The following is a 16,575-nucleotide window of genomic DNA, read 5'->3' as shown; positions in this document are numbered from 1 at the left end:
GCCTTGGTCGGTCCTGCGGCGGTGTCGAGGCACCGTCCGACACGCCGGCCAACCTCGCCGGCCGGTGTCGTTGGCGTGGTGGTGCAGACTCAGAGTGGGGGAGAGGGGAGCTTGCTATGATTCTGGTGCGATTTCCCCAAACACGGGAAATAGCACCACTTTGAGGGTTCAAGTCTCGGACACTCCTTTACCCCGAGGGTTTTCAGTGACTCAGCGACTGGCGCTCCTCGCTGTCGGCGGTGACCCTGTCTTCTTGGTGATCGGCAGTGGAGTTCATGTCGAGCGCTAGTGATGCTTGGCTGGATAGGGTCATCAGGTCTTGTGCAGCATGGTGTGGTGTCGGTCTGAGGTCCCAACCTGCGTGGCTGCACACGATCTCCAGTCCTGCTCGGCGGAGCTGTTCATCGACCTCGCGACCCACATCGTCCTCTGGTGTTTGCCAGCCTTGCTGGCTGAGTAGTCCGGGTAAGGCCTCGAGTAGGTGGTCCTCGCGGACGTAGACGGTACGGGGCGCCTGGCTCGGTCGCGGTATGCCCGCTCGATGGCCGTGGCGGCAGCGATGACCGGCGCGGCCGTGGACCCACGTCGCGGGACTCCGTCGGAACCATCCCCGCGTGCGCGGGGCCGAGGCTTGTTGACCAGCGAGTTTACTGGCGCCAGGTGGCGATTTTATTTAGTTGCGAGTCGTCGGTGGGCGGTGGTGTAGCCGGGCTGTATGAGATCGTGGTTCGTTCTGGCCGGTCCACGGGGCGTCCTGACGGTCTTGTTTCGAGTTGTGGGTGTCTGTTGGTGAGGTTAGTGGTCCAAGGCTTGGTCGTTGCTCTGGGAGGGATCGTGATGCCCGGCTGTGGTGGTCGCCTAGTCCGGCTCGGCATTGGTGAATCCGTGCTCATTGGATGGATTCTGTGGGGCATGGGGAGCACCGTGGGGAGGAGATGGGGAGCAGACGGGGAGCAGCTGTGCGTTGAACCGCTGTGAACCGACCTGAACTGTCTTGAATGGACTCGTGCTGACCTGCGAATTCTTGTTTTCGCAGGTCAGCGCGTTGTGTTGAACATAGTTCACACAAGTGCTCTTCCAACCGTGCTCAACGGCGCGCAACTGCATCAAACCGCAGGTCAACGGGCTGGATCATGCTCGGCTTCGACTCGGTGTCGCGGTGAGCACTTCGTATGAAGGGGAGCAGGCTTCTGGAAGCTTAAGGATTCGGGGCGGGAAGGTGCTGCCTTCCCGCCCCGGTCTGGTCAGCGGTGTGCGGAGGGCAGTGGTACTTCGAGTCCGCCTGCGAAGTTGCCGTGCCATTCGGTGCCGTTTTCGAAGGCGGTGCCGTCGGAGCGGGCGACGTAGACCTGGGCGCGGCCGCCGCGGGTGAAGGTGATGACGTCGGCTTTGCCGTCGCCGTTGAAGTCGCCGACGCCGGGCCATTCGTCGTGGATGGAGAAGTAGTCGTTCCAGCGGTCGTTGTTCTCGATGAAGCTTTCGCCGGTGGACAGCGACACGTAGACGTAGCCGGTGTTGCCGCGGAAGAACGTCACGATGTCGTCCTTGCCGTCGCCGTTGAAGTCACCGATGGCGGGGATTTCACCGGTGGGGGAGAAGAGGTTGTGCCACTTCCAGCCGTCCTGGACGAAGCGGGTGCCGTCGGAGAGCGAGACGTAGACGGCGCCGTGGTCGGTGAAGGTGATGATGTCGGCTTTGCCGTCGCCGTTGAAGTCACCGACAGCGGGTTTCTCGGTGCCGAGGGCGAAGCGGCTGTGCCACTTCTGCGCGGGCTGGAACTGGCTGCCGGTGGAGAGGGAGATGAACACATCGCCGTAGGTGCGGCCGGAGAAGGCGACGATGTCGTCCTTGCCGTCCCCGTTGACATCGCCCACGGCGACCTTCTGGTCGGACAGGCCGAAGTGGTCGTGCCAGCGCTGGGTGGGGCCGAACTTCTGGCCGTCGGAGAGGGCGACGTGGACGGGCCCGTTGTTGAAGGTGACGACGTCGCTGATGCCGTCGCCGTTGAAGTCGCCGGTCAACGGGATCGCGCTGTTACCGGCGAGATTGCTGCTCCACTGCGAGGCGGCACCGAACTGCTCGCCGTCGGAGACGGCCACGGAGGTGGTGGTGCCTTTGAAGGTGGCGATGTCGTCTTTGCCGTCGCCGTTGAAGTCGGTGACGGTCGCATTCCGGCTGGTGGCCTTGACCGTGTTGGACACCGCGACCTGGGTGCCCTCGGCGTCGAGGACGGCGACCCGGTAGTGCCAGGTCTGCCCGGCGGGCAGCGAGGTGTGGGTGAAGCGGTTCTCGGAGGTCTCGCCGAGCAGGTTGCGGGCGTCGATGGCGACGTTGGCGTCCTGGGAGCCGTAGACGCGGTATTTCCCTGTCATGGCGGTCCAGGACAGGTTGATCGCGTTCTTGCCCGCGGGCGTGGCCTGCAGTGCGACGACCTGGCTGGCCATCCAGTCGTACAGGTCATCGGCTCGGGCAGCCGTCGCACCCGCCTGCGTCGAGGTCTCGCCGATGCATCCGGCCTGGTAGGAGCCGCTGGCGACCGCGACGAGCTCGCCGTCGCGCAGCACGGGGCCACCGGCGTCGCCCTTGCAGATGTTGGCCTCGCCGCTGCCCTGGAGGTTCAGGGTCCCGGAGCCAACGGAGTCCACAGTGAACTCGCCGGTGTGCGCCTGGGCGGGCACCCACTGATCAGCGGTACGCCCGAAACCCGATACCTGCAGGACCTGCCCCGAGCTTGGCACGGCCGACGCCACCGTCACGGGCGTGACACCGGTGACGGGCTTGTCGAGGTGGGCGAGAACGAGATCGCGGTCCTGACGGGGCGCGATCCGGTCCACGACCCGCTCGTGCGTCCCGATGGTCGCGGTGGTCGCCGTGTGCGGCGCGCCGGGCTCCAGCTTCTCCGGCTTGCTCGGGATAGGAGCGAAACAGGCCGCCGAAGTCACCACCCACTGCGGAGCCACCAACGCCCCGGAACACGCCGCATCATTGGCTCCAACGCGGATCTTGGCCAAATACGGCTGAGCACCGTCATCGGCAGCGGTACCACCGGAAAGGGCATGCGCCGGAGCCGACACCAACGAGGCACCGGTCACGGTCACCGCCACGGCCGTCAACAGCCGCGCACGGAACGGGCGAATCATGACTACTCCTTGCATGAATCGGAATTACGAGGCGTGCAGTTCGACGAGGGTCGCGGGGTCCTTGCTCTCACCCTCGCCTACCGGGGTGTATTCGCCGGGGCTGATATCGACAGCCTCGGTCTTGCCGTCGGTCGTGATTCGCGCGGTGACATTGTGACTACCGCCTTGGATCGCGAAGACCCGGGGAATCTCCATGGTCAGCCAGCCCGACGCCCCGACGACCCGGAAACACGAATCCCGGAGAGTGACACTCTTGACCCGGATGACGGGTCCTTCGGTGGCGCAATCAGCCAGCGCGATCTTCCCGTCGCCCTTCAGGAGTCGGATACCTCTCTCTGCGAAGATCTGATCCGCGCCCGGGTAGTTGAACTCTTCCACTGCGGGCGGCGGGGTTGCCGATAATGCCGAACTCGCGGCATTATCTCCACTGTTTACTGCCGAAACCGGGCTGGGGATGAAGAGTATCGAGCTCAGTGAGAGAAGCGTGAAGAGTTTTAGTGCATGTTTCATCGAGGCCTCAATGGTTGATCTGCGCTGTGGTTTCGTCGTGCAAAGGTTGTTTGCGCGTTTGGTTCACATCACTGTTGCACTCGCTTACCTGGAGTGCGGTAGGAGTCAGTGCGGCTGAGTCCAGCTCGTGGATGCAGCTGCTGGATTCTTGCACCCGCGCTAGCGGCATCCCAGCCGATGAGATTCTTGGTTATCCGCCCAGAACTTGTCACCCTGCCTGATATTCCAGGCAGGGTGACCGTCAGTGCCTACTTTTTCATCGAACGGACGTAGAAGGCGACAAAGCCAGCCATCAGGACAAGGCCAACGCCGCCAGCAATATAGCTTCCCCCAGATCCCCTTGGCCACAAAATTGCGGCAACAAAGGCTGTAATGAAAGATATCGCGAGCAATATTGCCAAGAGGCGCAGTGTGATCGCCCTTTTTCTTTGATTCATCTCTCCTGACTCCTTTGAATCAATCGGCCAACTTGGCAAGTGCTAGTAAAAAAGTCCACCAAGATACCATCCGGCGAGGCTTCCGAGTCCGATTCCAAGGCCGATAACCGCGCCGATGGCTCCTCCCGCGGCAGCCCCCTCGCCGCACCCGATCATTGCTGTTACGGCGCATCCGATCGCAGCCCCGGTGCCAGCAAATCCGCCGACCGAACCGAGAACGAACCCCGCGTCACTTTTGAAGTCATCCCAGGAGTATCCCTGCTTCAAACACGTTCTTTGTGTTGCGGTTCCGTCCTGGTTCAGCACGACGCACGGCTCGGTTTCGTATGCGACGTTGACGACTTCGGCATCGGTGATGGGCGGCTCGTTGTGGAGGTTGTCGCCGTGGTACTGCGGTCGGAGTTCCGCGGTTTTGGCTTCCAGTGCTTGCCGGGATGCTTCCGCGGCTGCTGCTGCGGCTGCTGCGGAGCCGGCGTGCTGATTGGCTTGCCACGCGTCTTGCCAAGCCTGGTTGGCCGCGGTGAAGGCGGCGTTTGCATAGCTGCGGGCGTTGGTGGCCGAACGCTGGGCACGCACCGCGTAGGTCCCCGCATCATGTGCGCTCCGCTGGGCAGCGGCGGCCGCATCGCGTGCGGTGACCGATGAGGCCAGGGCTTGTTCAGCTGAGGCACGTGCCGCATCCGCAGAGTCTTGGGCCTGGGTCGCATAGCCTGCAGCCTGCGTCGCCGATGCCTGCGCCTGAGCAGCGTGCTCGGCCGCCTCAGCAGCTGCCTGCCGCGCCAACGCTGCAGATTCCGCAGCCGTATGGGCGTCCTGAACCGCTTCCGCTGCAGCCTGCATGCCCTGGGAGACCAGTCGGTCCATCTCAGCCGCGTGGGCGGCGGCCTGCTCGTCGTGCTGCTTGAACAGATACTGCTCGGAGAGCACGAACTTCTCGGTCCAGCCCGGTGGGCCCTGCAACGCCGCCTCGGCGGCGTTCTTGGTACGGGGGCCACCGGCGGCCTTGATCCGCGCCGACGCGATCTCCATGTCCTTGGCGCGGGCCGTGAACTGGCCTTCTCGCAAAAACTTTTGCCGGTCTTCCGGCGTGCCCTGCATCGCTGCTTCGGCTGCCTCGCGCACGGCGGGGCCGATCGCGGCAGCCTTGATCTGCATGACCTTCAGCTCGTCCAGCTTGGTGCGGTTCGGGTAGTCCTGGTTGACCAGGAACTCACGCATCTGGGTGTCGGTGCCGTTCAGCGCAGCCTCGGCGGCTTCGCGAAGTTCCTTGGGCTCACCCATCCGCACGATCTGGGCGACCCGCTCTCGGTCGTCCTGGACCGCGGCGGCTTCACGCCCCGTGCTGAGCCACTGCTGAACATCGGTTTCGGTCCCGGACAGAGCTTGCTGCGCCGCCTTCGCGCTCCACGGACCGCCAGTGCTCAGGATGTTGACCGCAGCTTGCCTGCCGTTGCTCAGCACGGTTTCGGCATCTGCATCGGGTGTGCTCGCCGCGTCCAGCAACCGCTGGGTCTCAGCGTCGATCCGCTCTTGTTCGGTGGCATCCCAGGAGATGAGGTCCTGGATTTCCCGCCATGACTCATGGGCCTGTTTGGCGGCGTCGACGAGCACTTGGCCTTCCTGCTCGACTCGCTGGGCCTCAGCCTCCCGAGCCAGCGCGACGACCTGCTTCGCCTGTTCAGCAGTGGCCACGGATGCCTCGGCCGCGGCGATCGCGGCATTGGCATGTCTGGTCGCCTCGGCCGCCGCATCCGCGGCCTCCCCCGCGTGGTCGGCAGCTTCCTCAGCCGCTGTCGCCGCGTTGTTGGCGTGCCGGGCGGCCGAGTCCGCCGCCGCGGCGGCGGTGTTCGCCGCCGCGATCGACCGGCCGGCCAGCGACGAGGCGGCATTCGCAGCCTGCCGGGCCCGGTTGGCCTGCGCGCGTGCCTCAGCACCGGCCGCCGCTGCGCGCCGTGCCTCAGTCTCGGACACCCCTGCATACCGCGCCGATGCCGCTGCGGCTTCGCCCGCTGCCGCAGCGTTGGCGGCTGCGCTGGCCGCGGAGCCGGCTGCATTCTGCGCCTGCGCCGCAGCGTTCCCGGCTTCGCGGGCCGCAACGGCCACCTGTGTGGCCTGCGCCGCCGCAGCCCGCGCCGCATGTGCTGCATCGCGCGCGGTCTTGGCCGCATTGGCGTCCATCGCCGCGGCCGAGGCCGCCGAATACGCCCGGGACGCGGCCTTGCCCGCCAGACTCGCAGCCGACGCAGCATTAGCCGCAGCGTTCGCGGCCACCCGCGCCGCCGTATTCGCCGCATTTGCTGCATTAATCGCGGTACGGGCCGCGGCTGCGGCCTGCTTGGCCATGGACGCCGCTTCTGCAGCCGCCGCCGAGGCACGCCGCGCATCTCCTTGGGCAGCCTCGGTTTCTGCACGGGCACGTTCCGCGGCTCGCTTGGCCTGTTCGGCGGCTTGCAACGCACGATCGGTAGCCTGCTGCGCGGCCACCGTGTGCTCACGAGCCTGCTTCCCGGCCTTCTCCGCACGCTGCACCAGCTCGGTGACCGTGGACTTCTCCACATCCCGAGTCTGAGCGATCTCCCAGTCATAACTGAGGAATCGCAACAGCGCCTCAACGCTGTCGGCCTGTAGCGCTGCCTCGGCGGCTTCCTTCACATACGGCCCACCAGCCGCCTTGGCCTGCACCACCCGCAGTTCCAGATCGGTGCGGTTCGGCTGTTTCCAGCCCTCCTGCAGGAACGCCTCCAGCGCCTCCTTGGAGCCGTCCTGCAGCGCAGCCTCAGCCGCGGCCTGGACCTGCCCGCCACCGGCTGCCTTCATCCGGACGGTCTGGATCTCCAGATCCTTCAGATAAGGCGGGCGAAACCCCTCCGCCAGGAAGGATTCCAGCGCTTCGAGCGTATTGGCCTCCAGGACCTCGTTGGCTGCGGTCTCGGTCGCTGGACCGCCCTGAGCCATCAACTCCATGACCTGGGCGCGCAGATCCTGATGCCGAGCCGGCTCGACCCCGTCGTTCAGGAACTCCCGCAGCTCAGCGTCCGTACCGGCCAGCGCCGCACCGGCTGCTTCCCGGGTAGCCTCGCCACCATTCAGCCACAACTGCATCACCGCAGCCCGGTCCTCCGGCGAGACCACCTGGGCCTGGGCCACAGCGACCGGCGCCGCACCGGACAGGCTCATGCCGAGGCTGAGGACCACCCCATACACCACACCAGCGCGACCGTAACCCCGGCCGCGTCTTAAGCGCGTCACGTCAACGACTCCCTCACCCCAGAAAGATCAACACGAAGAAATGACCGTCGATCAACATAGCTGGGTGGAATACCCGATTCGGGTAAAGTGCACCGTTTGTGGCTCTTGGCACTTTGTGTAACAAGTGATCGATACGTTACAAACGGGCGGTCTTCGGTGACGACGTCGTCGCCGGGAGAGGGCTCGCAGGCAGCAGGCTGGACATCGCCTCGACGTAGTACCGACCGAAGTGGGCGACCAGGTCGGCCAGGCCTGCGATCGGCTCGGTCGTCGGATCCCGGGCGTCCTCGTGCTGCCATTCACGCCGGCAGCAGTGCAGATGTTCCTCGAATACGGCCAGTACACCGCAGCTGAAGAGGACCACAAGGCTGCTGTGCACGCGGCGGAAATGGAACGCCTCGTGCGACGGGGGATGGAGGCGGCTGCCCAGGCCCAGGAGTACGCGTTCAAGGCAGCGGAAGCCGCGGCAACGGCCCGCAACGCGGCCGAGGAGGCCGCTGGGTACGCCCGGCAGGCCAGCGCATCAGCTGAGCAGGCAGCAGGTTTCGCCGCCCAGGCTCAACGCGCGGCCAACGACGCGAAGGCCTCCGCCGACCGCGCAGCCAAAGCCGCCCAATCGGCGCTGGCGGCAGCTGATTCCGCGCAGCACAGCGCAAACCGCGCAGCGTCATATGCGGTAAGCGCTCGACGATCAGCTCTGGACGCGCGCGACTTCGCCGCATCCGCCTACTACGCGGCCAACCAGGCGCGTGCCTGGGCGTACCAGGCGGGAAAGGATGCGGAGGCGGCTGCTCAGGAAGCCTTGGAAGCCATCGACATCTCGTTGGAAGCCTTCCGCAAGGAAGCCGAACAGCTGCGCAACAACCGTCCGCAGCTCACCGACGCGCAGATCAAGCAGACCTACCAGAACGGCCTGATCTGCAAGTACACCTACATGGAAGGCAGTCCCGCGGAGCAACGATGCCTGAACGAGGCATCAAGCCCGGGCTTCGACGACTACATGCAGCGAGACCAGAGGTCTCTTTCGAATACCCGAAGGGCACCTGGCTGCAGTCCAACGACTGGCGGCTCGACTTGAGTGCCCCGGGCGTCTGACCGCACCGGTCACACAGGTGCACGAATTTTGGCGGTCGGGCAACAGGCCGGCGGCCGACCGCCGCGTCAGCCGTTCGCCCTGATGACGACTTCGCGTAGGCGCTCGTCGAAGTGGGCCGCTCGTGCTCCCTGAACTAGTACGGAACTCCGGCAGAGCTAAGGACTTCATTCCCATGTTCCGCTAATGTTCGTGCATGGACGGTGAACGTACCGACCCTGTGGCACAGGCGGCTTGGCGTCTGCAATTGGGGGTCCAGGGAGTTCTGGCGTCGTGCGTCACCACTGCGGATCCGGATACCTATATCGACCCGGATCAGGTGGCGGTGGGCGATCTCGATCACGCCCGCGCGGAACTGGACGAGGTTGCTCCACTCCTGCTGGCCGAGCATCTCGACGTGGTGGAGCAGGTCCGGACCGGACTCGACTGTGCCGACCGCGGCGATACCGAAGGCACTACCCGGGAGCTCATCAAGGCGTGGCGGTCCTTGGCGAGCATTTCGGGGAAGGAGATACGCCTGCCTGGCCTGCTGGGCGTGATCGACCCGTAGAGACGCCTTGGACGTGAACGGCATCCCAAAGCTCTGGGGCGCCGCGCTCGCCAGAGGGTCCTTGGCAGCGCGACTCTACGCTCACCTCATGAACCGGCGAGCCGTTGAGGTAGTGGAAACACCTTCTTGGATGAACGAAACCAATAGGTTGCCATAGGGCAAGCAAATGTCGATCACGGCATGTCCGGGCCCGACTGCGGTGGTGCAGTGGCCATTGTGGTGCGCCTCTCTGGAGGGACAGCGCTGCCGCACACGTCCGGAGATGGACGGTGCCCCGGATCGTGGTGGGCTGATCCGGGGCACCAGCGCCCCGCACCTGTGCGCGCAGCGGAGTTCCGACCGTACTGGTTCGATCGTTCTCGCCTACCGCCGAACGTGTGACGCTCAGGGGTCGTGCCTGGGGTCCCGCCGAGTGGGGCTAGCCCTTGCGTGGGAGATCGGGCGCGCGGAGTTCAAGGTAGGCGTGGCCCTCGTGAGACCGCACCGCACTGTGCAGCACGGGCAAGACGAGGCGGTCGCCAACGTTGACGGCCACCGGGATATCGCCGGATCCGCTGTCACGCAACTGCTGCACGATCTCGGCAAGATGGTCCACGGTCATCTGACTCGGAGCCGGGTCGCTCACTTGCATCACCGCCTTCCTGTTCTTCCCGCCACGCTACCGAAGACCACCTCCGGGTCGCGACAGCGCCGATCTTCCGTACCACTGCCGCGGCGATGGTGGTGCGCCGTGCTCGATCTCGGGGCCCTCGTCCATCAACGCAGCCTCGCCGGCCTGGGCTGACGTCGTCTCCCAGCCCGATTCGGTACTGACGTCTTCTCGGCTCTGCTCATCAGTTCCTTGTCGGGCCACCGCCCGCACATCCGGATTCCTCGCGCAGGGCAGCAGTCCGAGCGACGGCTGCGCACACCCGTCACCCACCGCCACTGTGCAGGCGGCGGGCTCTTCTGCAGGCCGAGATCGTTCACGTCGCGGTGGAGGCCCTGGCCGGAGGTGCGAAGGCCTTCTGAGGGAGTGGAGGTGAGCGGCGGTCGTTGGGGGCTCCGCCCACCTCCACCCGGCGGGAACTCGTCGAGCGACCCGGGCCCGGGCATGGCGGCCGGACCCGAGAACGTCCCGACTTCTGCCGCGGGGGAGTGCGGCAGGTCCCAGCCTAGATCAGGTGGGGCCACGCCGCCGGGTGAGAATCCTGGGCGCGTCTCCGCGGGCTCGCTCGGGCCCGGTTGCGGACGCTCTGCGCAGTGCCGGTATTTTACTTGTCCTCCGACAAATAAATCGGAAGGGCGAGGACATGGTCGCAGCCGTGTCGCTCCGGCGGGCAGGAGTGACCGGCCCGGTACGGCGCGAGCAGTGTTGGGCAGGAGGTCAGGCGAGCATGTCTTCGGGCAGGCCGAGTTCGGTCGCGGCGGCGTAGAAGGAGCTCATGCCGGTGAGCAGGGCATTGCGGCTGCGCGGGCTCATGGCATCCAGCACTTGCTTGAGATCGGCCTGGCGTTCCCGGCGGAACTGGCGGAGGAGGCGGCGGCCGTCCTTGGACAGCTGGAGCATGACCTCGCGGCGGTCACCAGGGCTGGCGACCCGGTCGAGGAGCCCGGCGGCCTGGAGCCGATCGCACAGCCTGCTCGTCACCGAGGGGATCGAACCCAGCTCGTCGGCGAGGCTCATGAGGTTGATGCCACCGTGCCTGTCCACGACGACGAGTGCCCGCAGCTGCGGCGCCGAGACCTTGGGCTTGATGCGTTCGGCGCTGCGCGCCCAGACGACCATGAGCAGCTCAACGCCGGCTTCGAAGTCGTCCAGGGCTTCGGAGGAAACAGAATCGGGTTCGCGCACCAGAACAGTCCTCCTAGCCGGGTGCTTCGCGGTTCTTCGTCGGGCTCCCGGACGCATTCTGTCATGTCAGCATTCAAGATCGCCCGCAGTTGAGCGGGCCCAGGTGAAGCCGGAGAAGCGGTGACCGTCCCCACACGTCTGGAGTGCATTGACCGAGCCCTGCGCAACGCTCCCGCCCACGAATTGCCGGGCGTGCTCGAGGCCGTGCTGGCGCACCATTTCGGCGTAGCCGGGTTGGAGATCTACCTGGTCGATCTCAGGCTCGCGGTTCTGGAACCGGTGCTCGAACCCGAGGGCCCCGGCATCCCTTTGGTGGCGACAGTGGAAGGGCGTGTCTTCTGCGACCAGGTGCACGTCCAGCAGCCGCTCGATCACGAAGTGGCGCTGCATCTGCCGCTGACCGTGCGGGGCGACCGGCTGGGCGTCCTCTGGCTGCGGCTGCCCGATGCGCCCGACGAAGCGACTCGTGAGGAACTGGCGGAGGCGGCCGCGCTCACCGCGCACGCCATCACGCTCGCGGAAGTGGCCACCGACCGGTATCGGCGCGCGCGGCGGCCTCAACGACTGACGCTCGCCGCTGAGATGCAATGGCAGCTGTTGCCAGTGCGGTCGGTGGAGTGCGCTTCCTACCGGCTCGCCGGTCAGCTCGAACCCGCTTATGCCATCCGCGGTGACAACTTCGACTGGGCCGAGGACGTCGATTCGCTGACCGTCGCGGTCACCAACGGCATGGGGGAAAGCACCTCCGCCGCCATGCTGACCACCTTGGCGATCACAGCGCTGCGCAACGCCCGTCGCAGCGGAGCCAACCTCGCCACCCAGGCGGCCCTCGCCGATCAAGCCATCTGGTCGCATCATGCGGGATCCCAGCACGTCTCCACGCTCCTGATGCAGATCGACCTGGTCACCGGTGCAGTCCGCGCCATCGACGCGGGCTCGCCCCGGATGTGGCGCGTCCGCGACGACGGCGTCGAGCGGATCGACCTGGACGCCCAGCTCCCGCTCGGGATGCTCGACGGCACCGAATACGATGTGCAGGACTTCCAGCTCGAACCAGGAGACCGGCTGGTCATCCTCACCGACGGCATCTACGACGCCGTGCTCGCGGACCGCGACTACAGCACCACTGCCTTACGGCGAGCGCTGTACAGCAGCCGGCACCTGGACCCCGCCGAAGCCGTGCGATCGCTGCTCAGCGACCTCCGCGCTTTCCTCCAGGACAGCGACCTGGATGACGACGCCGTGGCGGTGTGCGTCGACTGGCTCGGGCCACACCACGGTGAGAGCCCCGCAGCGCGGGAACGGAGCTGGATCCTGCTCTGATCCGCGCCTGTCGCGCGAAAACGGTCTCCGGATCGCGCTCCCGCGTCACGTGCGCCGCATCGAACCACGTCTTGCTGCAGACGTCGGCCGGCCTCGACCCCACTGCGGCGCTTCCGCGTTGCCCGGGGCATCGTACTGCGGTTGCAGAAGGTTTAGTTGCCATCTGGCAACAAATACGCGGGTGATCCCGTTCGCGCACGGCGGTGGTTTCCGACCCTGGTCAAGCGTCACTCGTATGCCGTAGTCCGGACTCGCGGTCGGTCAGCCGCTGCGAGGCGGCGAGCGGGTGCAACGCCACTTGCTTGTCCTGCGGCAATCAAACTATAAGATCCCATGACGCTGCGCTGCGCACGATCAACGTGCGCGGAGGTGCAGCGACGACTGGAACGAGCCACGAGGCGGCTCGCCTGCGCACGGAAGGGCGACTGAATGACTTCTGAGAACCGGGCTCCCGAAACCCACACCGAGCAGGGTGTGGTGCTCCGCGAGAGCATCAGGGAGAAATCGTCGGCTGGACCGAGTGTTCAGGCGACCTTCCCCCGGCCCGATACGGTCGTCATCACCGTCAGCGGAACCGTCGACGCCGAGACGGTGGAAAAGCTCGAGACGATCCTCTGGCCGCAGCCGACGTCGACGGCCCGGCTGGTCGTCGTGGACCTCAGCACCATGTACCTGCTCAACGTTCCGGACCTGCAGCTGCTGACCCACGCCCACATGCTGGCCCAAGCCCGCGGCGCAACCCTCCGTGTCGTCACCTCGAACCTGGCCATCCAGGACGCACTCCAGGCGGCCGGTCTCCAGGCCCTGCTCGAGTGCCACAACTCGCTCCACGCCGCGCTCGCACCGACGACAGCGACCCCGGACAGCCCCCACCGGGGAAGCTGAAGCGATCACGATCACAGATCGTGGCGGGGCGTGCCGTCACCGGGGAGCACGCGGATCCGACTGCGGATCCTTCGTGGCCTGCAGTTCCCCCGCCGGCAGGCGGTCGGCGCCCCAGCTGCGCTCGATGTATCCGATGATCCGCGCGACGTCCTCGGCAGGCACGCTCCCCGGCTCACCGCGTTCGAGCGGGTCGGCGTGGAAGATGTAGAGCCGCGAGGCGAACTGGTCGAACGGCAGCGAGGCCTCACCGAATCGCTCGCCGTTGCCCGCGGTGGAGACCACCACGCCGTCGCCCCAGTCCTGGCCGCTGTCGTTGTTCGGGTTGAAGAAGTACACCCGCATGACCTCCTGCGGGTCCGGCGCGACCCGCAGGATCGTGATCGCGTGCCAGCCGACGTAGCGGGCCGCGCTGTCGGTGACGGCGATGCCGGCCGGCTGCGGGTGGATCACGGGCTGCCCACCGTTGTAGGACGGGTGGTAGCTCGCGTGGAACTGCCGCAGGAACTCGTCGAGGTTGACCAGCTTCCCGGTCGCGACCTCGACGTTGATCCAGAACCCGCGGGCCGCCCACCAGCCGTGGAACTCGGGGTTGACCCACCGGTGCGGGTCCCCGGACCGGTCGGCGCAACGCCTGCCCATCTCGGCGTAGATCCGGTCCAGGTGGGGCACCACCAGCAACGACACGGGATCGAGGTCCATCGGCAGCGTGCTCGCGACCCCGGAGGAGCTGTCCTTCGACGAGACCGGCTGGCCCTCGAAATGCATGATGATCTCGTCGTCGCGGGCGGCCCAGACCACCACCTGCAGCAGGTAGTCCGGGTCGTTGTAGGCCCACATCGACAGCGCGCGGGCCGACTGGCAGGTCGGATTGTCGCCCTGCCCGACGCCGAGCGGCTGGCCCAGCATCGCCAGCACCCCGGCGGTCAGCCGCGCGTTCGGCGTCGGCTGCTCGCCGAACACCGCCGTCAATCGCTCTCTCGCGACCGGCGCGAGGGCCAGAGACAGCTGGCGCCACAGCGCGGGCACCACCGGCGGCTCGTAGAGGATGCCGCGGTCCAGCAGCAGCGCGAGCCCGTAGACGCATTGCGCGGTCTGCGGGTGCACCGCTTCCTCGATCAGCCGGTGCACCAGGTCGCGGTAGCGCAGCAGGCAGTTGCGGCCGGTGTCGGACAACCCGAGTGCCTCGCCGACGAGGTAGTCGCTCTCGTGCTGCACGAACCGCAGGAGCTCGGCGTGGTACGGCGAGACCAGACCGGTGTCGTGCATCGCCCGGGCGAACCCGCTGGCCTCGTACTGCAGGCCGCCGGTGTCCATGGCTTCCAGCCTGGCACGGAAGACCTCCAGGCCCGGGTCATCCCGGCACGCTTCGGTCGGCCCGAACAGGCTGGTGATGAGCCGGTCGACCCCCTGCCCGCCCGTCGCGCCCAGATCCACGTCCGGATCGCCGCGGTAGATCGCGATCCGGGTGATCAGCGACTGCACCTGCTCGACCTGGATCGGGCGCTGGCGGAGGATCCGCCAGATCTCCTCGACCAGCTTGTCCAGCACGCTGTCGTAGCCGATCTCCTCAGCGAGGTGCCGGAACAGGTCCCGGATCAGCTGCGCGGTCCGGCCCTGCCGGATCCGCTCCGCCTCGCTGGGCGGGGTGAACAGCAGCTCCAGGTTCATCGCCAGGACCTGGGACAGGAACTGACGGGCCTCCTCAGCGGAGAAGGTCGGGTGCGCGAACTCGCCGCGCGCGACGGCGAGCATCCGCAGCTCGCTGGTCGCCTCCACCACGACGGTGTCCGCGTCCCCGCTGCGCAGCCCAGGGCCGACCAGTGACGGGAGGAGGATCTCCGGAGAGGCCCAGTCGGTCCCGGCGAACAGGCCCGCTTCCTCCAACGCCTGCGCTCGAGCCTGGACCGCCGCGGCGCCGCCCGGCTGCAGCAGCACCCGCCGCAACGCTTCCAGGACCCGCCGCAGCTTCGCGTGCTTTCCGAAGTCGCGGGTCTCGGCCATGGCTCGAATGGCGGCGTCGAGCGAGGTCACGCGCTTGTCCAGCGTCGTGACCTCGCCCCTGACGTCGGCGGTCGGTTCCAAAGGTGTCCCTCGGGTAGGTCTCCTGCGTCCGCGAACGTCCTCAGACGTAGAAGTCGAGCTCTTCCTGCTTCTTCAACAGATCGCGCATCCGGTAGGGGTCATCACCGAAGAAGTACACCAGACCCCAGTGATTGCCGAACGCAGTCCTCTTGGTAACCGTCTCCTCCAGCGGCGCCGACAGATCGTGCGACTCATAGTAGTCGTCGTCCTCGGTCTCCTCCGGGATCTGCAGCTCGGCGACAACCCGACGGCGCGGGTAGACGCCGAAGCAGCCCGCGACCCCGGACGCGTCCACGACCTCGCGCGGGAAGAAGGCGTCGATCTCCTCCTCGGTCGTCTTCGGGTCGAAGGCCAGCACCAGCCCCTGATAGGCGTTGAACCCGTATGCCCGCTCCAGCAGCTCGAAGACCTTGAAACCCGGCGGCCGGTAGGCGACCTCGCCGAAGTACATCTCACCGTCGCTGGTGACGAAGTACTCCGGGTGCACGAACCCGAACTCGATGTCGAAGGTCTTGATGAGCTTCTCGATCTGCGCCGTGATCTGCGGTCGGTATCGTTCCAGTTCCGGGGTCGCCGGCACGAACACCGAGTACCCGAGCGTGACGTACTCGGAGATGTTGAGGAACTTGATCTTCCCGTTGTGGATCCACGCCTCGACGGCGAACTCCCAGCCGTCGAGGTGCGATTCCATGAGGACCGGGAACTCCTCGTCCGGAATCGAGTCGATCTCGTCGGGAGTGCGGATGACGCGGTGCCCGAGACACCCGGCCTTGTCGAACGCCTTGAGATGGATCGGGTCGTTCGGGTCGCCGTCGAGCTTGAGCAGCGTCTGGTTGACGCGCTTGAGGAAGCGGATCACGTCGTCGCGGTCGTGCGCTTCCTCGAAGATCCCGACGCGGATCCCGCCGAGCTGCGCGCGCCGCTTCATCAGCGCCTTGTCCCGCAGCAGCATGGCCTGACCGAACAGGCGCGGGTTGTCCATCAGGACGGAGTTGATCGCCCCGGCCCACTCCACCGTCTCCTCGAACAGCGGGATCGCGACATCGACGCCTTCCTCCTTGAGCGTCTCGGCGATCTCCATGGAGCGGTCGTTGAGCCGCTCGAAATTCCACGGCAGGTAAGGAATATCGTGTTCGGAGCAGTACTCCTCGGCCCAGTCCGGTGCCACGACGACATACCGCCGATCGAACCGGTCGAGAGCCTCCACCGCGTTGAGGCTCCATCCGAGAAGCGCTACGTATCCCTTGTTCTCATTCTTGATGGCCGGTTCGGGCTGTGGCATGGACCGCTCCTCCGCATCGGCACACTCAGTCACGACGGCGTCGCAGGAACAACCGTACCCCGAGATGATGTTTCCTCAGCCCGCCAAAGCGAAAAACCCGATGACGACCAGCCGCTCACCTGCAGTTCATGCGGTCCGCAGCCCCAATCGGCGCAGTCGACTCGGCGCTGTCGACCGAGATGGGCCAGCG

Annotated in this window: 11 protein-coding genes; 4 read left to right on the top strand and 7 right to left on the bottom strand. The window is 66.4% G+C overall.

Translation table 11 applies throughout. The features are described 5' to 3' along the window. Positions 1 to 1,244: 1,244 nt before the first annotated feature. The 3 genes from C4T78_RS03825 to C4T78_RS03815 form a co-directional block, all read right to left on the bottom strand. Complete coding sequence (locus tag C4T78_RS03825) at positions 1,245 to 3,140, bottom strand: FG-GAP-like repeat-containing protein (protein WP_177247405.1); 1,896 nt, start codon at positions 3,138 to 3,140, stop codon at positions 1,245 to 1,247. A 24-nt stretch (positions 3,141 to 3,164) separates the two neighbouring features. Next, positions 3,165 to 3,650: a hypothetical protein gene (locus C4T78_RS03820; protein WP_143185736.1), complete on the bottom strand. Its 486-nt coding sequence runs from the start codon at positions 3,648 to 3,650 to the stop codon at positions 3,165 to 3,167. A 479-nt stretch (positions 3,651 to 4,129) separates the two neighbouring features. Then, positions 4,130 to 7,294 carry an ALF repeat-containing protein gene (locus tag C4T78_RS03815; RefSeq protein ID WP_143185737.1) on the bottom strand — a complete coding sequence of 1,055 codons (3,165 nt, stop codon included), beginning with the start codon at positions 7,292 to 7,294 and terminating at the stop codon, positions 4,130 to 4,132. Positions 7,295 to 7,565: 271 nt separating this feature from the next. Between C4T78_RS03815 and C4T78_RS03805 the strand changes: the two genes are divergently transcribed. Both C4T78_RS03805 and C4T78_RS03800 read left to right on the top strand, forming a co-directional pair. Next, positions 7,566 to 8,414 carry a hypothetical protein gene (locus tag C4T78_RS03805; RefSeq protein WP_093347173.1) on the top strand — a complete coding sequence of 283 codons (849 nt, stop codon included), beginning with the start codon at positions 7,566 to 7,568 and terminating at the stop codon, positions 8,412 to 8,414. Between the two features lie 211 nt (positions 8,415 to 8,625). Continuing rightward, positions 8,626 to 8,979 carry a hypothetical protein gene (locus C4T78_RS03800; RefSeq protein ID WP_103908075.1) on the top strand — a complete coding sequence of 118 codons (354 nt, stop codon included), beginning with the start codon at positions 8,626 to 8,628 and terminating at the stop codon, positions 8,977 to 8,979. Between the two features lie 418 nt (positions 8,980 to 9,397). Here the strand turns inward: C4T78_RS03800 and C4T78_RS03795 are convergent, their stop codons facing one another. Then, a complete protein-coding gene (locus tag C4T78_RS03795) occupies positions 9,398 to 9,610 on the bottom strand; it encodes a hypothetical protein (RefSeq protein WP_093347179.1) in 213 nt (70 codons plus the stop codon). Between the two features lie 735 nt (positions 9,611 to 10,345). Next, the gene (locus C4T78_RS03790; RefSeq protein WP_218161459.1) at positions 10,346 to 10,813 is read right to left on the bottom strand and encodes a MarR family transcriptional regulator; all 468 of its coding nucleotides are present in this window, start codon (positions 10,811 to 10,813) and stop codon (positions 10,346 to 10,348) included. Positions 10,814 to 10,933: 120 nt separating this feature from the next. On the opposite strand from C4T78_RS03790, the gene C4T78_RS03785 reads away from it, so the two are divergent. Together C4T78_RS03785 and C4T78_RS03780 are read left to right on the top strand one after the other, a co-directional pair. Beyond that, entirely contained in the window at positions 10,934 to 12,136 is a 1,203-nt protein-coding gene (locus C4T78_RS03785) for a PP2C family protein-serine/threonine phosphatase (RefSeq protein WP_093347185.1), read from the top strand. A gap of 477 nt (positions 12,137 to 12,613) precedes the next feature. Beyond that, on the top strand, positions 12,614 to 13,021 hold the full coding sequence (locus C4T78_RS03780) for an STAS domain-containing protein (protein WP_143185738.1): 408 nt from the start codon (positions 12,614 to 12,616) through the stop codon (positions 13,019 to 13,021). A 36-nt stretch (positions 13,022 to 13,057) separates the two neighbouring features. Here C4T78_RS03780 and C4T78_RS03775 read toward each other — a convergent pair whose 3' ends face one another. Beyond that, on the bottom strand, positions 13,058 to 15,103 hold the full coding sequence (locus C4T78_RS03775; RefSeq protein WP_093347191.1) for a hypothetical protein: 2,046 nt from the start codon (positions 15,101 to 15,103) through the stop codon (positions 13,058 to 13,060). 40 nt (positions 15,104 to 15,143) lie between these two features. After that, entirely contained in the window at positions 15,144 to 16,385 is a 1,242-nt protein-coding gene (locus C4T78_RS03770; protein WP_093347194.1) for an ATP-grasp domain-containing protein, read from the bottom strand. Positions 16,386 to 16,575 lie beyond the last annotated feature (190 nt).

Source organism: Saccharopolyspora kobensis (assembly GCF_900108315.1).
In the GTDB taxonomy this organism is placed as follows: domain Bacteria; phylum Actinomycetota; class Actinomycetes; order Mycobacteriales; family Pseudonocardiaceae; genus Saccharopolyspora; species Saccharopolyspora kobensis.
The sequence above is the reverse complement of the archived record's forward strand: the minus strand, read 5'-3'. Positions and strand labels throughout refer to the sequence as shown.

What these genes read in the sequence shown, in the direction of transcription:
- C4T78_RS03770 (WP_093347194.1), bottom strand. Translation starts at nt 16,385, where the DNA reads ATGCCACAGCCCGAACCGGCCATCAAGAATGAGAACAAGGGATACGTA.
- C4T78_RS03825 (WP_177247405.1), bottom strand. Translation starts at nt 3,140, where the DNA reads ATGATTCGCCCGTTCCGTGCGCGGCTGTTGACGGCCGTGGCGGTGACC.
- C4T78_RS03820 (WP_143185736.1), bottom strand. Translation starts at nt 3,650, where the DNA reads ATGAAACATGCACTAAAACTCTTCACGCTTCTCTCACTGAGCTCGATA.
- C4T78_RS03795 (WP_093347179.1), bottom strand. Translation starts at nt 9,610, where the DNA reads ATGCAAGTGAGCGACCCGGCTCCGAGTCAGATGACCGTGGACCATCTT.
- C4T78_RS03800 (WP_103908075.1), top strand. Translation starts at nt 8,626, where the DNA reads ATGGACGGTGAACGTACCGACCCTGTGGCACAGGCGGCTTGGCGTCTG.